15 protein-coding genes and 1 tRNA gene are annotated in these 17824 nt (G+C 56.1%); 3 read left to right on the top strand and 13 right to left on the bottom strand.

Annotation, left to right across the window (positions count from 1 at the left end; genetic code table 11):
• Positions 1–8: 8 nt before the first annotated feature.
• A complete protein-coding gene (locus PGS25_RS09550; RefSeq protein ID WP_270418456.1) occupies positions 9–977 on the bottom strand; it encodes a leucine-rich repeat protein in 969 nt (322 codons plus the stop codon).
• A 549-nt stretch (positions 978–1526) separates the two neighbouring features.
• Between PGS25_RS09550 and PGS25_RS09545 the strand changes: the two genes are divergently transcribed.
• Together PGS25_RS09545 and PGS25_RS09540 are read left to right on the top strand one after the other, a co-directional pair.
• A complete protein-coding gene (locus PGS25_RS09545) occupies positions 1527–2894 on the top strand; it encodes a TrpB-like pyridoxal phosphate-dependent enzyme (RefSeq protein WP_270418455.1) in 1368 nt (455 codons plus the stop codon).
• A 223-nt stretch (positions 2895–3117) separates the two neighbouring features.
• Positions 3118–3194, top strand: a tRNA-Arg gene (locus PGS25_RS09540).
• 144 nt (positions 3195–3338) lie between these two features.
• Here PGS25_RS09540 and PGS25_RS09535 read toward each other — a convergent pair.
• The 6 genes from PGS25_RS09535 to PGS25_RS09510 form a co-directional block, all read right to left on the bottom strand.
• Positions 3339–3548, bottom strand: a complete 210-nt coding sequence (locus tag PGS25_RS09535; RefSeq protein ID WP_270418454.1) for a hypothetical protein — start codon at positions 3546–3548, stop codon at positions 3339–3341.
• Positions 3549–3740: 192 nt separating this feature from the next.
• Complete coding sequence (locus PGS25_RS09530) at positions 3741–4403, bottom strand: response regulator transcription factor (protein ID WP_270418453.1); 663 nt, start codon at positions 4401–4403, stop codon at positions 3741–3743.
• 188 nt (positions 4404–4591) lie between these two features.
• A complete protein-coding gene (locus tag PGS25_RS09525) occupies positions 4592–5656 on the bottom strand; it encodes an aminopeptidase P family protein (RefSeq protein WP_270418452.1) in 1065 nt (354 codons plus the stop codon).
• 19 nt (positions 5657–5675) lie between these two features.
• Positions 5676–6110, bottom strand: a complete 435-nt coding sequence (aroQ, locus tag PGS25_RS09520) for a type II 3-dehydroquinate dehydratase (protein ID WP_110435870.1) — start codon at positions 6108–6110, stop codon at positions 5676–5678.
• 60 nt (positions 6111–6170) lie between these two features.
• A complete protein-coding gene (locus PGS25_RS09515; RefSeq protein ID WP_270418451.1) occupies positions 6171–7031 on the bottom strand; it encodes a TIM barrel protein in 861 nt (286 codons plus the stop codon).
• A complete protein-coding gene (locus tag PGS25_RS09510; RefSeq protein WP_118286169.1) occupies positions 7024–7536 on the bottom strand; it encodes a YqeG family HAD IIIA-type phosphatase in 513 nt (170 codons plus the stop codon). The genes PGS25_RS09515 and PGS25_RS09510 overlap by 8 nt, the downstream gene beginning before the upstream one ends.
• A gap of 174 nt (positions 7537–7710) precedes the next feature.
• Between PGS25_RS09510 and PGS25_RS09505 the strand changes: the two genes are divergently transcribed.
• Positions 7711–8484: a hypothetical protein gene (locus PGS25_RS09505; RefSeq protein WP_270418450.1), complete on the top strand. Its 774-nt coding sequence runs from the start codon at positions 7711–7713 to the stop codon at positions 8482–8484.
• A gap of 195 nt (positions 8485–8679) precedes the next feature.
• Here PGS25_RS09505 and ybaK read toward each other — a convergent pair whose 3' ends face one another.
• From ybaK to PGS25_RS09475, 6 genes are all read right to left on the bottom strand, one after another.
• Positions 8680–9159 (bottom strand): Cys-tRNA(Pro) deacylase, encoded by a 480-nt coding sequence (gene ybaK / locus PGS25_RS09500; protein WP_110435866.1) that lies wholly within the window; start codon positions 9157–9159, stop codon positions 8680–8682.
• A gap of 337 nt (positions 9160–9496) precedes the next feature.
• Positions 9497–12607 (bottom strand): efflux RND transporter permease subunit, encoded by a 3111-nt coding sequence (locus PGS25_RS09495; protein WP_270418449.1) that lies wholly within the window; start codon positions 12605–12607, stop codon positions 9497–9499.
• Between the two features lie 6 nt (positions 12608–12613).
• On the bottom strand, positions 12614–13792 hold the full coding sequence (locus PGS25_RS09490; RefSeq protein ID WP_270418447.1) for an efflux RND transporter periplasmic adaptor subunit: 1179 nt from the start codon (positions 13790–13792) through the stop codon (positions 12614–12616).
• Between the two features lie 56 nt (positions 13793–13848).
• On the bottom strand, positions 13849–15117 hold the full coding sequence (locus tag PGS25_RS09485) for a TolC family protein (protein ID WP_270418445.1): 1269 nt from the start codon (positions 15115–15117) through the stop codon (positions 13849–13851).
• An 18-nt stretch (positions 15118–15135) separates the two neighbouring features.
• Complete coding sequence (locus tag PGS25_RS09480; protein ID WP_270418444.1) at positions 15136–16413, bottom strand: TolC family protein; 1278 nt, start codon at positions 16411–16413, stop codon at positions 15136–15138.
• A 13-nt stretch (positions 16414–16426) separates the two neighbouring features.
• On the bottom strand, positions 16427–17449 hold the full coding sequence (locus PGS25_RS09475) for a LacI family DNA-binding transcriptional regulator (protein WP_110435861.1): 1023 nt from the start codon (positions 17447–17449) through the stop codon (positions 16427–16429).
• Positions 17450–17824 lie beyond the last annotated feature (375 nt).

Here is a 17824-nt window from a genome sequence, read left to right as displayed (position 1 = left end):
TATTTATATCATAATTCAAACGATTTGGCGCGTCCCTTGGACTGCGTTTTGCCGGCGGCTGACAGCAGAACGGACAGCGCTGCCGTCTGCTCTGCTTCGCGGGCAGACGTGCACGCGGCATCCACATCGGCGGCAGAGAGCACACCGAGCGACAGCAGGAAGGACAAGGCAGCGGTCTCGCCTGCCTTGGCGCAGGACTGCGCCAGATTGCCGCCGTGGGTGCGTAAAACCGCGAGATAGTCCGCTTTTGCGGCATCCGAGAGCACAAACGGTACGGCAAGCCGCCGCACGGCTACGCGTGCCGCGACCGAAAAATCGTGCCGCTCGAGCAGTTCGCTCAGGGCAGCATCATACTGCCGAAAATTCAGCACACCGCCGTCAAAGCACTGACGGTAGCTGTAGCCTGCACCGTGAATGCGCCGCTGAAAAATATGCGCCGGACTGAGGTCCTCCAGCTCCTCGACGTACTCGGGAAACAGCAGCCGCGCGTGCTCATCAAACCGCACATCGAGTTCTCCGGCGTACTCGCCGAGCAGCCTGGGCAGGCAGGTCGGCGCGGACGGTGCGGCGTGCAGGATGACTCCGCGCAGGCTCATGCAGTTCATCAGCGCACCGCCGCCGAATTCGCTGACGGAATCAGTCAGTTCAATGCGTTCAAGGTTTCGGCAGTTATAAAATGCATAACTGCCAACACTTTTTGCATCCTTCGGGAGCGTAACCATGCGGATAGCCGCCGCATTGTGTTTCGGCTCTGTGCCGCCGCAGGTGATACGGACAGCGAACGAGTCCCTGCCTGTCAGATCGGGGGCCCGCTCGCTGAGTACATACGCGCCGACCTCGGTGACGGGCACGCCGTCGATCTCGTCCGGCAGACGCACAATATCGTCCTGCGTTTCGCACCGCAAAAGCGCAATGCCGCCGCTCGCACTCCGCGAACAGGTCAGCCGCAGTTCGTTTTCCTCCTCGATCACGCGCATTTGTACTCGCTCCCTCGATAAATTCTCATTCTTCTACCCATTATAGCACAGTATGCAGAAAAAGACGATACTGCGGCCTTTATTCTCATGATAAGAATTTATATCATAAATAATATATTATTTTTCGCAAATTACACTTGACAATCCCCTGTTTTGCGAATATACTGTGACTATACCAAGTAAACCAACACAAACCAATGACGAAGACGAGTAGCAGGGAGACCAAACCTCCAAGAGAGCCGCAGGCGGTGTGATTGCGGCAGGCAAGGACCGTGTGAATGGACTTCAGCAGGGCAAGGCGAACGGCTTCGGCCAAGTAACTGCGACGGGGACTCCGCCCGTTATCAGGGGAGCGCGCATTGTTTGATGTGTGAGCAGAGTGGACGCAGTTTGCGTCAATCTGGGTGGTACCGCAAGAGCGTATTCGCTCCTGTCCCAAGAGAAATCTGGGACAGGAGTTTTTTATTTTGTAAAACCGAGTTGAGAGTGACGAATGAAGATATTCACCATCTCTCCACTCTATCTGAAATTTGCAAAGGAGCAATCACCATGGCTAAGATCCCCCACAGACTTTATTTGACCGAAGACCAGATGCCCAAGCAGTGGTACAACCTGCGGGCGGACATGAAGGAAAAGCCGGACCCGCTGATTCATCCGGGTACGCATCAGCCGCTGCCGGAAGAAGCGCTGTACCCCATCTTCTGCCAAAAGCTGGCGCACCAGGAGTTGGACAACGACACCCGCTACATTGATATTCCCGAGCCGGTGCTCGATATGTATAAGCTGTACCGTCCGTCTCCGCTGTGCCGCGCGTACAATCTGGAGAAAGCGCTGGGCACCCCAGCTAAGATTTACTACAAGTTTGAGGGTAACAACACCTCCGGCAGCCACAAGCTGAATTCCGCGATCGCGCAGGCGTACTATGCCAAGGAGCAGGGTCTCAAGGGTCTTACCACCGAAACCGGTGCCGGTCAGTGGGGTACTGCACTCTCCGAGGCATGCGCATATTTCGGACTGGATTTGAAGGTATTCATGGTTAAGGTCTCCTACGAGCAGAAGCCGTTCCGCAAGGCTATCATGCAAACCTTTGACGCGAATGTAACGCCGTCTCCGTCCAATACGACCGAGGCAGGCCGCGCTATTCTGGCACACGATCCGACCACCGGCGGCTCTCTCGGCTGTGCGATTTCTGAGGCCGTTGAAGTAGCTACTACACACGAGGGCTACCGCTATGTACTCGGCTCAGTGCTCAATCAGGTGCTGCTGCACCAGTCCATCATCGGTCTAGAGAGCAAGCAGGCTATGGAGATGCTCGACGAGTATCCGGATATCGTAATCGGCTGTGCCGGCGGCGGCTCCAACCTCGGCGGCCTGATCTCCCCGTTCATGCAGGATAAACTGCTCGGCAAGGCTGACCCGCGCATCATTGCGGTTGAGCCTGCGTCCTGCCCGTCCTTCACGCGCGGCAAGTACGTTTACGATTTCTGCGATACCGGCCACGTTACGCCGCTGGCCCGCATGTACACGCTCGGCAACGGCTTCATGCCCGCGCCCAACCACGCAGGCGGCCTGCGCTACCACGGCATGAGCCCGATCCTCTCCAAGCTGTACCACGACGGTTATATGGAGGCGGTTTCCGTCAAGCAGACCGACGTATTCGACGCGGCAGTTCAGTTCGCCAAGGTAGAGACCATTCTTCCAGCTCCGGAATCCAGCCACGCCATCCGCGCCGCAATCGACGAAGCACTCAAGTGCAAGGAGACCGGCGAAGCTAAGACCATTCTGTTCGGTCTGACCGGTACCGGCTACTTTGATATGGCAGCATACGAGGCATATCATAACGGCACCATGCGCAACCACGTTCCCACCGATGAAGAACTGCAGGTCGGCTTCGATACCATTCCGCCGCAGGAATAAAACGCAATATAAGGTATATGGCAGACCTCCAACTTCTCTGCTGTATATAGCCGCCTGTTCCCCCACAGGCGGCTTTGTTTTGCCGAAAACAGGTTTCCGAAAAAACTTTCAAAAAATCTGAAAATAATTGTTGACATTAGGTCCCACCCGTGATATTATAATAAGGCAGTCAGCGAGAGCGACAAAGCGAAACGCCGACAGCAAAAGAAAATAGATCGTGTATGCGCCAGTAGCTCAGCTGGATAGAGTGTTTGGCTACGAACCAAAAGGTCGGGGGTTCGAATCCCTTCTGGCGTACCAGATCAACCGGTTATTTCGTTTGAAATAACCGGTTTTTCTTATTTTCTGATACATTTAAGGCAACACCGCAATACCATGACCGGTATGGCAGATGATTTTTGAACACTGTAATTTATCCAAATGAATCGTTTCTTCTTTATAAACCTAAAAAAGAGATGGCAGAAGCATTTTTGCTTCCATCATCTCTTTTTCTTTATGTAACTTCTCGTATATCGTGTTGTGCTTGACACCTGCACGTTCTTTGGCACCAATCACACCTTCGGCGTACTCACCGAAGATTTTGCGGTTGTCGATCTCGTAACCCTGTCGAATTTTTCTATATTCTTCATATGTACCTTGACTACGGATCCACATTTCAATGCCTGTACCAAATATCTCAGCAGAAACATCCCATCCTCCATCCGAAGACGGTTTGACCTCAGCCGTTCACCTTTTCGGAGCTGTCGCCGGTCTCTGATCTGCACCAGATCAGGAAGCGAGGGAACAGCAGAAGTTCAAAAAGGAAGGAAAAATAAAAGGACGTACCATGAAAGTACGTCCCTTCCCTTATTCTGCTTCCTGCAGATAATATCCGATGCCTCGCTCGGAGATCAGCTCGGCCTTCGAGCCGACCGCACGCAGCTTGCGGCGCACAAGTGTCAAATAAACCTCGATGTTATTGTAGGTCGCGTCCCTGCCTGCTCCCCAGACCTTCTGGTGCAGCATTTCACGCGGCAGCACCTGTCCCGGTTCCCGCAGGAACATCTCTACAAGCTGCAGCTCCTTGCCGGACAGACGGACTTCGCCGTCATTGCCCGACAGCACACAACGGCCGCGGTCGAGCGTCAGATCGCCGGCGGTCAGGATTTCACTCTGCATCATTCTCGGCCGACGTGCCAGTGCATTGACATGCGCCAGAATCTCATCGCTCTGGCACGGACGCATGAGCACATTGTCCGCACCCGCATTCAGAATACGGATACGCGCCCGCGCGGTCGTGTGACCTGCCATGACGAGCAACGGTGTCATATCACCGCTTTCGCGCAGAGAGTACACCGCGTCGACGGTCTTCTCATCCAGCTTAGTGGCATTGTACACGATTACATCATATATATTCTCCGAAATATCAAGCGTGTCGCTCTCCGGCTGCTGATCATACAGAATATGTTCATGCTTGAAGGTGGCGAACAGGCGCTCGTCCTGCTCTGCATTGATTAACAAAATGCGCATGAGAACATCTCCTCCTATCGGTGTAACCATTGTGCCGAACTTGTGTGGATTTTTTGTGTATAGCTTATGGATAAATTGTTAAATTGATTCTTTTTCATCAAGCTGCCGTCAAGCGATGCGGCAACCGATTTTCAACATCTGCGGAATATAAAAAGGGAGAAAACAGCGTTTTCCCCCTTTTTTACAATTTACAGAACGATAAGCTGCTTGGGCGCATCGGTCAGATCAATGCAGCCGTCCTCGATGACGTACAGCATATCCTCAATACGCACGCCGAACCTGCCCGGCAAATAAATGCCCGGCTCTGCGGTGACGATACTGCCTGCCGGCAGCGGCGCTTCTCCGCGCGGAGAGGCAACCGGAGCCTCGTGGATCTCCAGTCCTACACCATGGCCGAAGCCGTGACCGAAGGCATCACCGTAGCCTGCCGCCTCGATAATCTTACGGCCTGCCGCGTCAACGTCCCGACCGGTCACACCGGCCTTGCAGGCAGCAATGCCTGCAAGCTGTGCGTTCAGCACCGTGTCGTACACGGTCTGCATCTCGTCGGTAACATGGCCGACCGCGACCATGCGCGTCATATCCGAGCAGTAGCCGTCATAAATACAGCCGAAGTCCATCGTCACGAAATCGCCCGCCCCGATGGTCTTTTCACCCGGTACGCCATGCGGCTTGGAGCTGTTCGCGCCCGAAACGACGATCGGGTCAAACGACATGTTCTCCGCACCGTAGTGCAGCATGAGGTAGGTCAGCCGTGCCGCGATCTCCTTCTCGGTCACGCCGATCTTGATGTCGTTCAGCACCTCCTCAAGCGCCTGCTCCGCGATTCGCTGTGCCGCGACGATCTTCTCAACCTCGTCCTCTTCCTTGCACATGCGCAGCTGCTCCACACCGTCCTCGAGACGGACGGCTGTCGCGTGCAGCGCCGTGCCCCAGGACATGAACTCCGCATAGGTAAGCGTTTTGTCCTCGAGAGCGACCTTTTTTGCGCCGTCCTCGTCGAGCAGCTCATTGATGAGCGCAGAATAGCTCTGCCCCGCCTTGATCCCGCGCACCTCAAAATCCTTGATGGCCGCGTGTGCCGCTTCGACATAACGGAAATCCGTGAAGAATACCGCCTGTTTGGCCGACAGGTACACCGCGCCTGCCGTCGAGTGAAAGCCGGTCGCGTAGCGGCGGCTGATCTCACTGGTCAGTACCAGCGCGTCATACGGCTGCTCGAGCAGCATGGCACGCAGTTCGTTTCTTTTCATGGTAATCGCCTCTTAAATATTAGCCGATGATGGATTTTACCGCATCCACGGCGAGCAGATAGCTGTGCTTGCCGAAGCCTGCAATGACGCCCGCACACACCGGTCCGATGACCGACTTGTGGCGGAATTCCTCGCGCGCGTGCACGTTGGACATATGTACCTCCACGCAGGGCAGGCGCACAGCCGCAATCGCATCGCGGATGGCGTAGCTGTAGTGCGTGTACGCACCGGCGTTCATGATGATCGCATCGCAGTCCTCACGAGCCGCGTGAATGCGGTCGATCAGCGCACCCTCGGAGTTGGACTGAAATACCGCGCATTCCATCCCCAGACGTTCGCACTTCTGTACAACCTCCGCATTGATGGATGCCAGCGTGTTCGAACCATAAATGCCCGGTTCGCGCTGACCGGTCAGGTTCAGGTTAGGACCGTGGATCAATAATACCTTTTTCATACGTTTATACCCCTTTGCATAGTTCTACAAAGCGTCTCCGTAGGGCAAATGTCCTACTTTTTACTTTTCTGCCTGAGCCATAAAACACTGCTTCATGGCGAGTGCGTCCTCCGCCTGCGTTCCGGCGGATTCGCAGATGAATGTCGGTGCGTAGCCGCGCGCAGCGGTTTCCTCCGCGACCGGCGTGAAATCCGGACCGTATACCGTATCCGCGAACGTCAAATGGCGCACCTCGCCCTTATCGTTATACTCGATATGAGAAAAGTGGGCGTGCAGCTTGGCGGTACGCTCGTGACCGATGGTATTTTCCATCAGATCGAACAGCGCTTTCACTTCCTCGCGGGTGTTCATGTGCCCGCCCGTGCGGCAGTTGAGATGACCGAAGTCGATGCACGGCAGCAGGCGGTCATCGGCAGCCACCAGCTCGCAGACCTCCTCAGCGGTGCCGAGCACGCTCTTTTTGCCCATAGTTTCCAGACAGACCGTGCAGCCGGTCAGGTGGGCCTCATCCAGCGCACGCAGAATATTTTTTACGTTTTCGTGCGAGTTGCGCATAGCGCGGTCACGGGTCAGCTTGCCCTGACCGCCGCAGTGCACGACCATGCGCGTTGCGCCAAGCGGCACGGCCAGCCGCGCGGTCTCCAGCACATAGCCGACGTTTTTCTCCATGCGCTCGCTCTCCTCGGACGAGAGATTGATGAAATACGGCGCATGAATGCTCATCTGAATGCTGTGCTGCTCGGCTGCCGCACCGATTTTGAGTGCGGTCTCCTCGCCGCAGCGCACGCCGCATCCGCACTGATACTCAAACGCGGTCAGTCCCATCTGTTCGAGCCATGCAGGCGCATCCTCGCTTTTCTTGAAGCCTGCGGCGGCAAACGACTCCGAGTTGCCCGCAGGACCGAATTTCGGCTCAGCCATGATGTGCTCTCGCCTCCATTCTGCGCCGTCCGCGCGCGATAAAACCGCGCTCAAGCTGATAGCGCACATTGATCCAGAAGAACCGACGGTCGAGCGTTTCGACATAGCAGGTCAGCGCGCCTGCGCGGTTGCCGCCGAACACGTCGGTGAAAATCTGGTCGCCGATGACGGCAATCTCGCGCATGGACAGGCCAAGCCGGTTTGCCGCCTTGCGGAAGCCGCGGGAAAACGGCTTTCCGGCATGGCTGATATAGCCTACACCGAGCGGCTCGCAGAACTTCCCTACCCGCTCGGGATGGTTGTTGGAGAACACCAGCACAGCAATGCCGGCATCCTTCAGCCGATCGACAAAGAGGTGCAGCGTATCGGGCGGCAAAGCAGCCTTGTGGGACGCCATTGTGCCGTCCAGATCGACCAGCACGCCGCGTACGCCGTGGGCAGTCAGCACCTCCGGCGTAATATCGTAAATCGAATCAAATACATAATCGGGAATCAGTTTGCTCATTCATACACTCCTGTTAATACCCGTATTCTAATTTAGCGTAATGCTACATATAGTGTAATGGAATTTATTCAAAAAGTCCAGAAAAGAAGCTGTTGCAAAACTACAGTTTTGCCGACAGGAGGAACGGACCGCGGGCCGTTCCAACGTATTTCTATCATCAAGGAGTTGACGATTATGGTCTACACGAAAAATCTTATTCTGGTATGCACCGGACGCGACACGACGAAAGCCGCTTCGCTCGGCATGCCGGTTTTGCAGCTTTGTCTTGGCATTTCACAGTCTGGGGCGCTGCAGCGGCTCAAGGTGTCCGCGGTGCAGCGACACTGCCTGCTCGGCGTGACCGACCCGCCGCAGGCTATCAACTTCTGCAGCGCCGAGCGCATTGCCGCCGATCTGGTTTTCGAAGCGCGGCGTACGGAAGCGCCCGGCGTGTTCGCGGATTTTGAACACGACACGCCGCTGAACCGCCGTCTGCTGGCCGCATTCGACGAAGCACTGTACGATGCGGATATTCCGCTGTATGTGCCGCTCGAGTGCGGACGCACGCTGTCGCACGCGATACTCACGGTCTCCACCGCGATTTCGGGCGGCAGCCTGACCGAGTACATTTCCTCCCTGCAGGGCATTTACGGCGCTGCGCGGATTGCCGCGTTTCTGCAGCCGGTTTCGCAGGATTTCACCCTGCCGTCACCCACGCCGAACGGCGTTTCGCTCAGTTCCGCAGCAAGAGCCGCGCTGCTCGCGCAGACCGGCGCACAGCCGTTCTTTTCGCGCGAGCTGTGCGCGAAATACTTCACCTACATGAATGCAGACGGACAGGCACACTTTGTCCTGTACGACGATGATTCCACGCTGGCGGCCAAGCTGGCGCAGCTGGCGGGCTGCGGCGTGCAGAACGTGTTCGCGCTGTTTCCGGATGCGGCAGGGCTGCTGAAGCCGCAGACGTAAGGCAGCACTGCACAATTAAGACTGCGGCGCTTTGCGGAAATTTTGTGCCCTGACTTTATAGCGGTCCCTTGTACAGGTTCCGGTCGCGCTGCCGCTGATTCTACGGTAATACATCAAGTATTACCGCAAAACCGCGCCTCGTCAGTGCACAAAATCCACTCACAAATCGCTCTTGTTTAATCATGCAGTATTGCCTTAATCCGTCGTGATATGCGCGGTCGCGGCGCGTGTCAGCTTGATGAGATCCGCCGGTGCACATTCAATCTGGAAACCGATCTTTCCCGCAGAGACCATCACGGTCGGGACATTGTTCACGCTCTCATCAAACACGGTCGGGAACGCCTTCTTCATGCCCACCGGCGAGCAGCCGCCGCGTACATATCCTGTAAGGCCCAACAGTTCCTTGACATGCACCATCTCGACCGACTTTTCACCTGCCGCCTTGGCTGCTTTTTTCAGGTCAAGCTCCTTTGCAACCGGAATAACGAATACATGAAAGCCTCCCGATTTGCCTCGTGCAACCAGCGTCTTGAATACCTGATCGGGGTTCTGGCCGAGCAGTTCCGCAACCGAAACACCGTCTACGGCGTCCTTGCCGTGCGGGTATTCGTGCGGCTTATAGGCGATCTTGTGCTGCTCGAGCACACGCATTACATTTGTTTTATCCGAAGCCATATTGTTCGCTCCTATCTGCAATTTATACAAATATTATAGACTTCACTTGTGCGATATGCAAGGGAATATCGGAATTGAAAATTGAGAATGAAGAATGGAAAATTATCGCGGCGGTTGAATCAATACGTCGCTTGTAAATTCATTTGCACACGCATACCCGCAGGGGCGAACCGTGTTCGCCCAAGTCATCGTTAAATGGGTGCGGGAGCACACTGTGCTCCCCTACGGGGTAGACTGTACAGACATTGGACAACTGCGGTACCCATTTTACCCGCCATTCATTCTCCATTATCCATTCTCAATTCAAAAAGGGAACCGAAATCGGTTCCCTTTTTGCTTACTGCTGCGGATTTTTCTTATGGAAGTTAAACTTGGGCAGCTTGATTTTCTTAAACAGGCCGGAAAGGCGGGCAGCGACGCTGTCGGTCAGCGAATAGTAAACCGGAGTGATAAACAGCGTTGCGATGGTGGAGATAACCATACCGGTCATCATAACAACACCCATCGGCTTCATCATCTCGGAGCCTTCGCCGCTCGAGCATACCATCGGCACAAGGCCGAGGATAGTGGTCATAGCGGTCATTAGCACCGGACGGACACGGCGCGGACATGCGTTCAGGATAGCCGTATTCTTATCCTCACCGCGCTGACGGCGCTGCAGGGTATAGTCGATCAGCACGATGGACGAGTTGACGACTGTACCGGCCAGAATGATAACACCGAGCAGTGCGACCATGGAAACATGATTTCCGGTCGGCCACAGCAGGATCATCGAGCCAAGCAGACCGATCGGCAGGATCAGCATGATTGCAATCGGCAGCGAGAACGAGTTGAACTGCGTTGCCAGAATGAAATATACCAGCAGGATTGCCACCGCAAGGGCCAGCATCAGCGTACCGGTGGTTTCCGCGATCTGCGATGCGGCGGTATCGCCGGAACCGACCTCTACACCGTCCGGCAACTCATAATCCGCCACAACTTTGTCAACAGCCGCCTGGATCGCATTGCTGTCACCGGATTCGCTTTCACCGGTGATGGTAACGGTCTCCTTCTGGTTCTTGCGCACGATGGACTGCGGGCTCAGCTCGGTGTAGACATCCGCCACCATGGACAGCGGTACGGTGCCGCCGGTCATGGTCGGAATCTGCATGGAGCGCAGTGCGTCCAGACTGGTTGCTACATCCTCGTCGCCGGCAACGGTAACGTCGTATTCCTCACCGTTCATGCGGAGCGTGGTCGCGGTCGAGCCGGTCAGTTCACCACGAACCAGACCGCCGATAGCAGTCGCACTCAGGCCGAAGCGAGACGCATTCTCGCGGTTGATCTTAACGGCAACACGCGGGGTCTGCTCGCCTGCCGAGGATTCCACGTTGATAGCATCCGGCAGTGCGCCGATCCGGTTTGCCAGATCGTCTGCCGTCTCAGCCAGCTGGTCGTAGTCATCGCCGGTCAGCTCAACGCTGATGTCCGAATCCGTGGACATCGACATGGTGCTGCTGGTCGAAACCGTCAGTTCACAGCCTGCAATATCCTGCAGGTCACGGCGCAGCTGCTTGGCGATATCCGCTGACGAGCGGTCACGCTGATCAAGATCTACCAGCGAAATGGTAACGCTTGCGCCCGAGGACGAGGACATAATCGAGGTCGAAGAACCGGTCGAGTAGTAGATCTGCTCCAGCTCCGGGATGGTATCAACTGCGATGGCCGCAATGCGGTCCTCAATGGCGGCAGTGTCCTCCATAGTCGAACCGTTCGGCATGGAAACCGTAACACTCACCTGACCCTCATCCATCTCCGGGATGAGCTCCATGCCCGCCTGGCTGACGCTGAGCACGCTGACAATACAGATGACAAGGGTCAGCGCGATGCCTGCCCAGCGGTGGGTGATCAGGAAATTCAGCGAACTGCGGTATGCACGCGAGAGCGGCTTTTCGGTGATCGGCGTTGCGCCCGAGCCCTGCGGCTTGACACTCTTCTGCTTGGTGCTGCCGAGCAGGAAATAGCACAGCAGCGGCACGAGCGTGACGGAAATGATCAGCGAGCTGAGCAGCAGCGCTACGATGGTGATACAGAATTCCTTGAACATCATGCCGGCCATGCCGCCGGACAGTGCAATCGGCAGGAATACGGCAACCGTGGTCAGCGTGGAAGCGATAACCGCACCGATGACCTCGCCGGTGCCTTTGGTGCAGGCATCCATACGGTCGTAGCCGTCCGCTCGATAGGTGAAGATGTTCTCCAGAACAACGATGGAGTTATCCACGATCATACCTACGCCGAGCGTGATACCGCCGAGCGACATCATGTTCAGCGTAATGCCCAGCACATTCATAATCAGGAACGTAAACAGGATACAGCACGGCATTGCGATGGTAACAGCCATGGTCGCGCCGAAGTCGCGCAAGAAAAGGAACAGCACGATCGCGGCGAACAGCACGCCCATCCAGATGTTCTGAATAGCGTTATCAACCGTCATGTTGATATAGTCGGACTGATCCATAACGATATTCCACTGCAGGGAATCGTTGCTCTTAAGCAAGGAGTCAAACTCAGCCTTGGCCAGCTCGGCAATCTGCGCCGTATTGGAGCCGGACTGCTTGTTGACCGACAGGATGATACATTCCTCACCGTCAACCTTGGAGATGGCGTCCTGATCCTTGGGCTGCATGGAAACATCCGCGATCTGGCTCAGACGTACCGTGCCGCCTGCCGGAAGCGAGATCAGGGCGTTCTTAACATCATCAATGGACGAATACTCGCCGTCCGTGCGGACAGCCAGCGTCTGCGAACCATTATCCAGCTCGCCGCCCGGAATGGCGATGTTGTCCGCGCCGAGCTGCTGACCGATGGACGAAATCGTCAGGTTATAGCCCTTCAGGCGGGATGCATCCGTATGGACTGCGATCTCCTGCTCGTAGCCGCCCGAAATATCAACAGACGCTACGCCGTCCAGACGCTCGAGCGCCGGCTGAATCTCGTCCTCCGCAATAGACTGCAGAGAGGCCAGGTCGTTGCCGCGCAGCGCGACCTGTACGACCGGCATGGAGTCAATATCAATCGACATAACGGTCGGATCGGATGCGTCATCCGGCAGTTGGCTCTTTACCTGTGCAACCTTGTCGCGCAGGTCGGTCATTGCCTGATCCATATCCGTATGATTCGTAAACTGGATAACCAGCATAGCCATATTCTCGGACGAGGTGGACTGAAGCGTATCCAGACCGGACAGACCCGCTACCGCACCCTCGAGCTTTTTGGTTACCTGCTGCTCGATATCCTCCGGACCGGCCCCCGGATAAGTAGCGTAAACAACCGCTGCCGGAACCTCCATGGACGGCATGAGCGCCAGCGGCAGGTTCTGGAAGCTGTAAAAACCAAACACAACGACCAGTATGTACAGCAGGATGGTCATTACATGGTGTTTGATAAAGGTTTGTGCGAATTTCATGCGCGCTTAGCCCTCCCCGCCGTCTGCGGCGTCCGAGGTGACGACATGCACGGCTGCACCGTCCGACAGATAGGACTGACCCTTGGTAACAACCCGGTCGCCCGCCTTGAGGCCGGAAACGATCTCGGTCGAATCCTTGGTAACCAGTCCGGTGGTGACGGTAACGCGGGTTGCGGCAGTGCCGTCCGCATTTACGGTGAACACATACTGCTCGTTGTTGTTGCCGGTCAGGATGGACTCGGTCGGCACGGAAATCGTGCTTGCGCGGCGGTCGGTATAGAAGGTGACGGTAGCAAACGCGCCGATCGGCGGCTTGGTGCCGGACGGCAGAGCAACCGATACGTCATACAGGTTGGTCTGCACATTGGCAGCCGCCGGCAGCGTGCTGACCGTGCCGTTCATCGGCTCCTTGGAGACAGCGGAAACCGTGACGCTTGCGGTATCGCCGACCTTAATGCCGGTGAATACGTCCTCAGCAACCGAAACCTGCACTTCAACCGCGCTGTTCTCGGCAATGACCACGCTCGGCTGCGCCGAGGATGCCATGCCGCCGCGGTCTACGTTTACAGCCGTAACCGTACCCGAGCACGGAGCGGTTACCGTGCCAAGGCTTGCCTGCTTGTTGATCTGGTCCATGGACGCCTGAATCTGCGCCAGAGACGCGGACTGCTGCGCTTGCGCCTGTGCGACACCAGCCTGCGCCTGCGTCAGTGCCTGCTTAGCCTTGGTCAGATCCTGCTCGGCAGCCGCACCGGCTTCGAGCAGTGCTTCCGTGTTGCTGACCGCCAGTTCCGCCTGCTCCACACCGACCTTTGCCGATTCAATCGCACGGTCGGTCGCGGTCTTCGTGGCGCTGTAGGATTGCTGCAGCGAGCTCATCGTCGAGGTAACCGTCGAGGTATCCACCGTAAACAGGGTCTGACCCTTGGATACGGTGTCGCCTTCGCTGACGTTCAGCGTCTGCACCTGACCTGCCAGCAGCGGGAACACCTGCACCTCATTGACGGCGGCAATCTTGCCATTCAGCGTGTACTCCGAGCTCATCGCACCCGAGGTAACATCGGTTACCTCAACCGCAGTGCTGTTTGAGCTTTCCTCCTCGGTTTCCTCTTCCTTGCCGCAGCCTGCACACAGTACCATCGCACTGGCCAGCAGCGCCGCAAGGATTCGTTTGCTATTGCTCATCGGGGTCCTCCAATTCATTATATATATCTGCTATATTCGCCAAAACGGTCAGCTTATCAAGTTGTTGCCGTAATTACACCGCGTTTTGCCCACTGATAGGTGTTGTAGGCGGTCAGCAGATCAATACGCGCTGCAACCTCGGTCTCCTGTGCGGTGGTGAAGGTGTCAAGCGCATCCGTGTACGCCATCTTGGAGATCATGCCGCGCGTGTACTGCACCTGGCTTACCGTAAACGTCTTTTTCGCCTGTGCGAGATCGGCATCCGCCGCAGCAAGTGCGGTCTGCTTCTCCTGCAGGTCGGTATACAGCTTGCGGAAGGAAGCGGTCGTGCTCTCCTTCTGTGCGTCGCGGTCGATCTTGGCTGCCTGATAAGCATACAGCGTGTTGGTCTTGTTGTTCTCGTAATCGTCGGACGCGGTCTGCATTGCGTACTCCTTGGAGTAGATCGCGTAGCTGTTCTTGAGCGCCTCGGCAAGATCCTTGTTATAATCAATGGAGGTGACCTGCTCGGCGGTTACGACCGGAAGATCGCTCGTTTCGATCTGTGTACCGGTGGTATAGCCGCACTGGATAGCGAGCGTGTTGGTCAGCGCCTCTACCTGCGTGGTCAGCGAGGCCTTGCTGGCAACGGCGCTCTCTCGCTGTGCCTGCAGGCTCTTGAGCGTGTTTACACCGGTCATACCCAGCTTTACCTGCTTCTGCACAGTCGCAATGTTGCGGTCGAGCTGCTGAATACTGCGGTTTGTCTGGTTGAGCGTATACTTCATGCCGCGCAGAGAAATGTACGTGTTTTCCGCACTCAGGCAGATTTCATCGGCTGCATTCTGCATCTGACGGCGGGTGTGATCGACCGTTTTCTCCTGATCCTCCTCTGCGTCGTCCTCGTCATCGTCGAGGTTCTTGTACGATGCTTCGGCGGCTGCCAGATTGCGCTGCAGGATGGAAATCTGGCTCTCAAGCGTCTTGCGCAGACCGGCGTTTTCCTCTTTGCTGGCATCCAGACTGTTCAGCGTTTTCTGCAGCTCCTTAATCTGCTTCTGGTAGGACGAAATCTGCTCGGAAAGCTGGAAATAGCTTTCGATGTACTGGTCACTTACATCGGTCTTTTCCGCGCTGAGCACGGTGTTGTTGTTCGCCTTGATGGTGACGTTATTCTGGCGGACGGTCTCCTCCAGCTTGTCAAACGTCAGCTTGACCGGCGCCGTCGGCTGGGTCTGGGTGGTGCCGGTGGTGTTCGTCGCGGTCTTGGTATCGGCGGCAAACGCCGGTACGACCATGCCGCACAGCAGAGCGGCAGAAAGACCGGCTGCAATGGTTCGTTTCATATTGTTTTCTCCCTTCTGTTATGCGGCTGCGGTGGTGATAAGTACGCCTTCCTTGGCCCATTCGTACTGGTTATATGCGGTATACAGCGACAGATACGCGCTTTCCACATTCAGCTTTGCGGTCGTTACGGCATCCTGCGCCTGCTGATACGCCAGCTTGGAGATGATGCCCTTCCTGTACTTCACGGCCGCGGTTTTCAGGTCAAGCTCCGCCTGTGCCTGTGCGGTTCGCTTGGCTGCCAGAGTCGTCCGGCAGTCCTTGACAGTCTTGTAGGTGCTGTCGAATGCAGCCACTACCGACTCCTTGGCCGCCGCCAGTGCGTCCTCAGCGGACTTGACCGCCTCGGCGGTACCGCTGATGTTCTTGTCGTACGAGTTGTACGCGCTGCGCACAGCGTCCTGCTTCTGCCAGATGAGGAAGCTGTTCTTCTGCGCCTGCTCCAAATCCTTATTATAAGACATCTTATCCAGATTGCCCTCGTACAGTGTTTCAAAGTCAGCCGGCATGACGATGGTATTCGCATCCAGACCGCACATCAGCGCAACGCTCGAACCGAGGTTTTCGCGGGTGGTCTCCAGTGTGTCGATGGACTGCGCCAGCTTGTCGCGCTGATTCTGCACCGTGTCAAGCTGCAGCTGCCCAATCATGCCGAGTTTTCTCTGCGTTTTCAGCACAGCCAGGTTGCGGTCCAGCTGTGTGAGCGTCACCTGCAGGTTTTCCTTGGTGTAGCCCAGATTTTTAATGGTAATCAGCATGGTCTGTGCACCGAGCGCCAGCTGACCGGAGACGTTTTTCGCCTGCTTGCGCAGCGTGTACGCCGCGTCATCCAGCTGAGACAGCATGGCCATCGCCTGCTGCATGCCGCTGACGGCGTTCTGGTTCAGGCTGGTCTGGTAATCCTCTAATACCTTTAACTGTGCCGCATAGGTCTTATAAAGATCACTGGTCTTATCCAGTCCGTCCATGGCCTTTTTCATATCCTCAATCAGCGCAGCGTAGATTGCTATCTCGCTCTCGCCGGTCGCACCGGACGCCGAACCCGACATATACGAGCTGCTGTCCAGCGAAGCTGCCGTTTTGTTCAGCATTTTCACCGTGTTATTGTCACTCTCCACCGTACGCTTGACGCCCAGCAGACCCATTTTCTTGACGGTATAAGCCGCCGGTTTGCTCTGCGCGGTGCTCGTCCCCGTCTGCGATGCCGCCGGTTGCCCGGTGCTTACCGCGCCTGCCGGCCATACAAATCCGGCGCACAGCACCAGAGACAGCAGTGTGCGCTTCCAGTTTGCTTTCATATAGGCTCCTTTCTCACAACAATTCCCTTGTGATAATGCTGGTGTGAATGTATTCGATGCTCTGCCGCGGCGACTCTCCGGTACGCAGTGTATGCGCCAGCACTTCGATCGCGCGCGTCGTCTGCGCCGAAAAATCCTGATCGACGATGAAATCCAGCCGTCCGTCCTCCAAATACTGGCGCGCATGCGGCGTCAGATCGTGACAGACAACATGAATCCGCCGATTGGGCTTTGCGCGCTCGAGCGCGTCCATACAGCCGCGCACGGACTCGTTTGCCATATAAATACCGCGCAGACGCGGGTTCTGCCGCACCTGCTGCAGTACGCCGTCGTAGGTCAGCTCATACTGCTCGACGCTCTCGATGACGTTGACGTTTACGTTATCATCAAAAATCTCATGCAGACGGTCAAGGAAGCCGCGCACACGCAGTCCGTGTGCCGTGAATTCACGGTTGCCGGTGACGACGAGCACATCCTGTCCCTCAACGTACGGTGCAAGCAGTCCGGCTGCAATCCGGCCGGATTTGACCATGTTCTGTCCGATATGATACAGGCGGCGGCTCTGCCGCACATCCGAGTCGCAGGTAACGACCGGAATACCGATTGCGACCAGCCGGTCGATCTCCTCACTCATCGCTACCGTGTCCGGCGCGGTGACAATGAGACCGTCAATGCCGCGCTCCTCCATGCGTCCGATGGCCTCGAAATACGCACGGTGCGAGCGGTTTTTCAGCTCCTCCACCAGCACATTTACATCATTTAATCCGCGGTTGTGTACAGCCACGCGAATGCCCTCGCGCATCCGGCGGATGAAAAACGCATCCCAGCTCGGCAGAATCACGCCGATGCGGAACGCGCCGTGTCCCGCACGGGCGGCCTGCCGCTGCGACGGCGTTTTGTAGCCGTATTCGCTGATTATTTTCTGCACGCGCTCCCGCACTTCCGGCGCTACATTCGGTCGGCCGTTTACAACTCGGTCCACTGTTCCACGCGATACGCCGCACTGCTCTGCGATCCACTGTGCAGTTACCTTCATAAGATATTCTCCTTTTCAGGCATCCATGTATCCTCTTTTATCCCTAAAAGACACATTTTTGCCACAATACGTTCATATTTTATCATAGTGCAGTAAAGCGCACAAGCGTTTCACCGCATTTTAGACACCAACGTGCAATGTGTTGCATTTTCCTGTGCATTTTCTATTTTAGCACAATGCACGGATATTTTGCACGTTTTTTTTGCGCTCCGCTTTGCTATTTTTCACCAAACAGAAGCCCCAAAATTGGGCGGTGCGCTGAAAAATACGCTGCACCCTTGAAGCACACCCGCAAGTGGTTTATAATAGAATCACCTTATATAAAAGGAGAGAATTCCAATGGGCATTTTGAAAATTGGCGTTGTAGGCTGCGGC

The sequence above is a fragment of the Butyricicoccus sp. AM78-15b2TA genome, assembly GCF_027665985.1.
Taxonomy (GTDB): Bacteria; Bacillota; Clostridia; order Oscillospirales; family Butyricicoccaceae; genus Agathobaculum; species Agathobaculum butyriciproducens.
The sequence above is the reverse complement of the archived record's forward strand: the minus strand, read 5'-3'. Positions and strand labels throughout refer to the sequence as shown.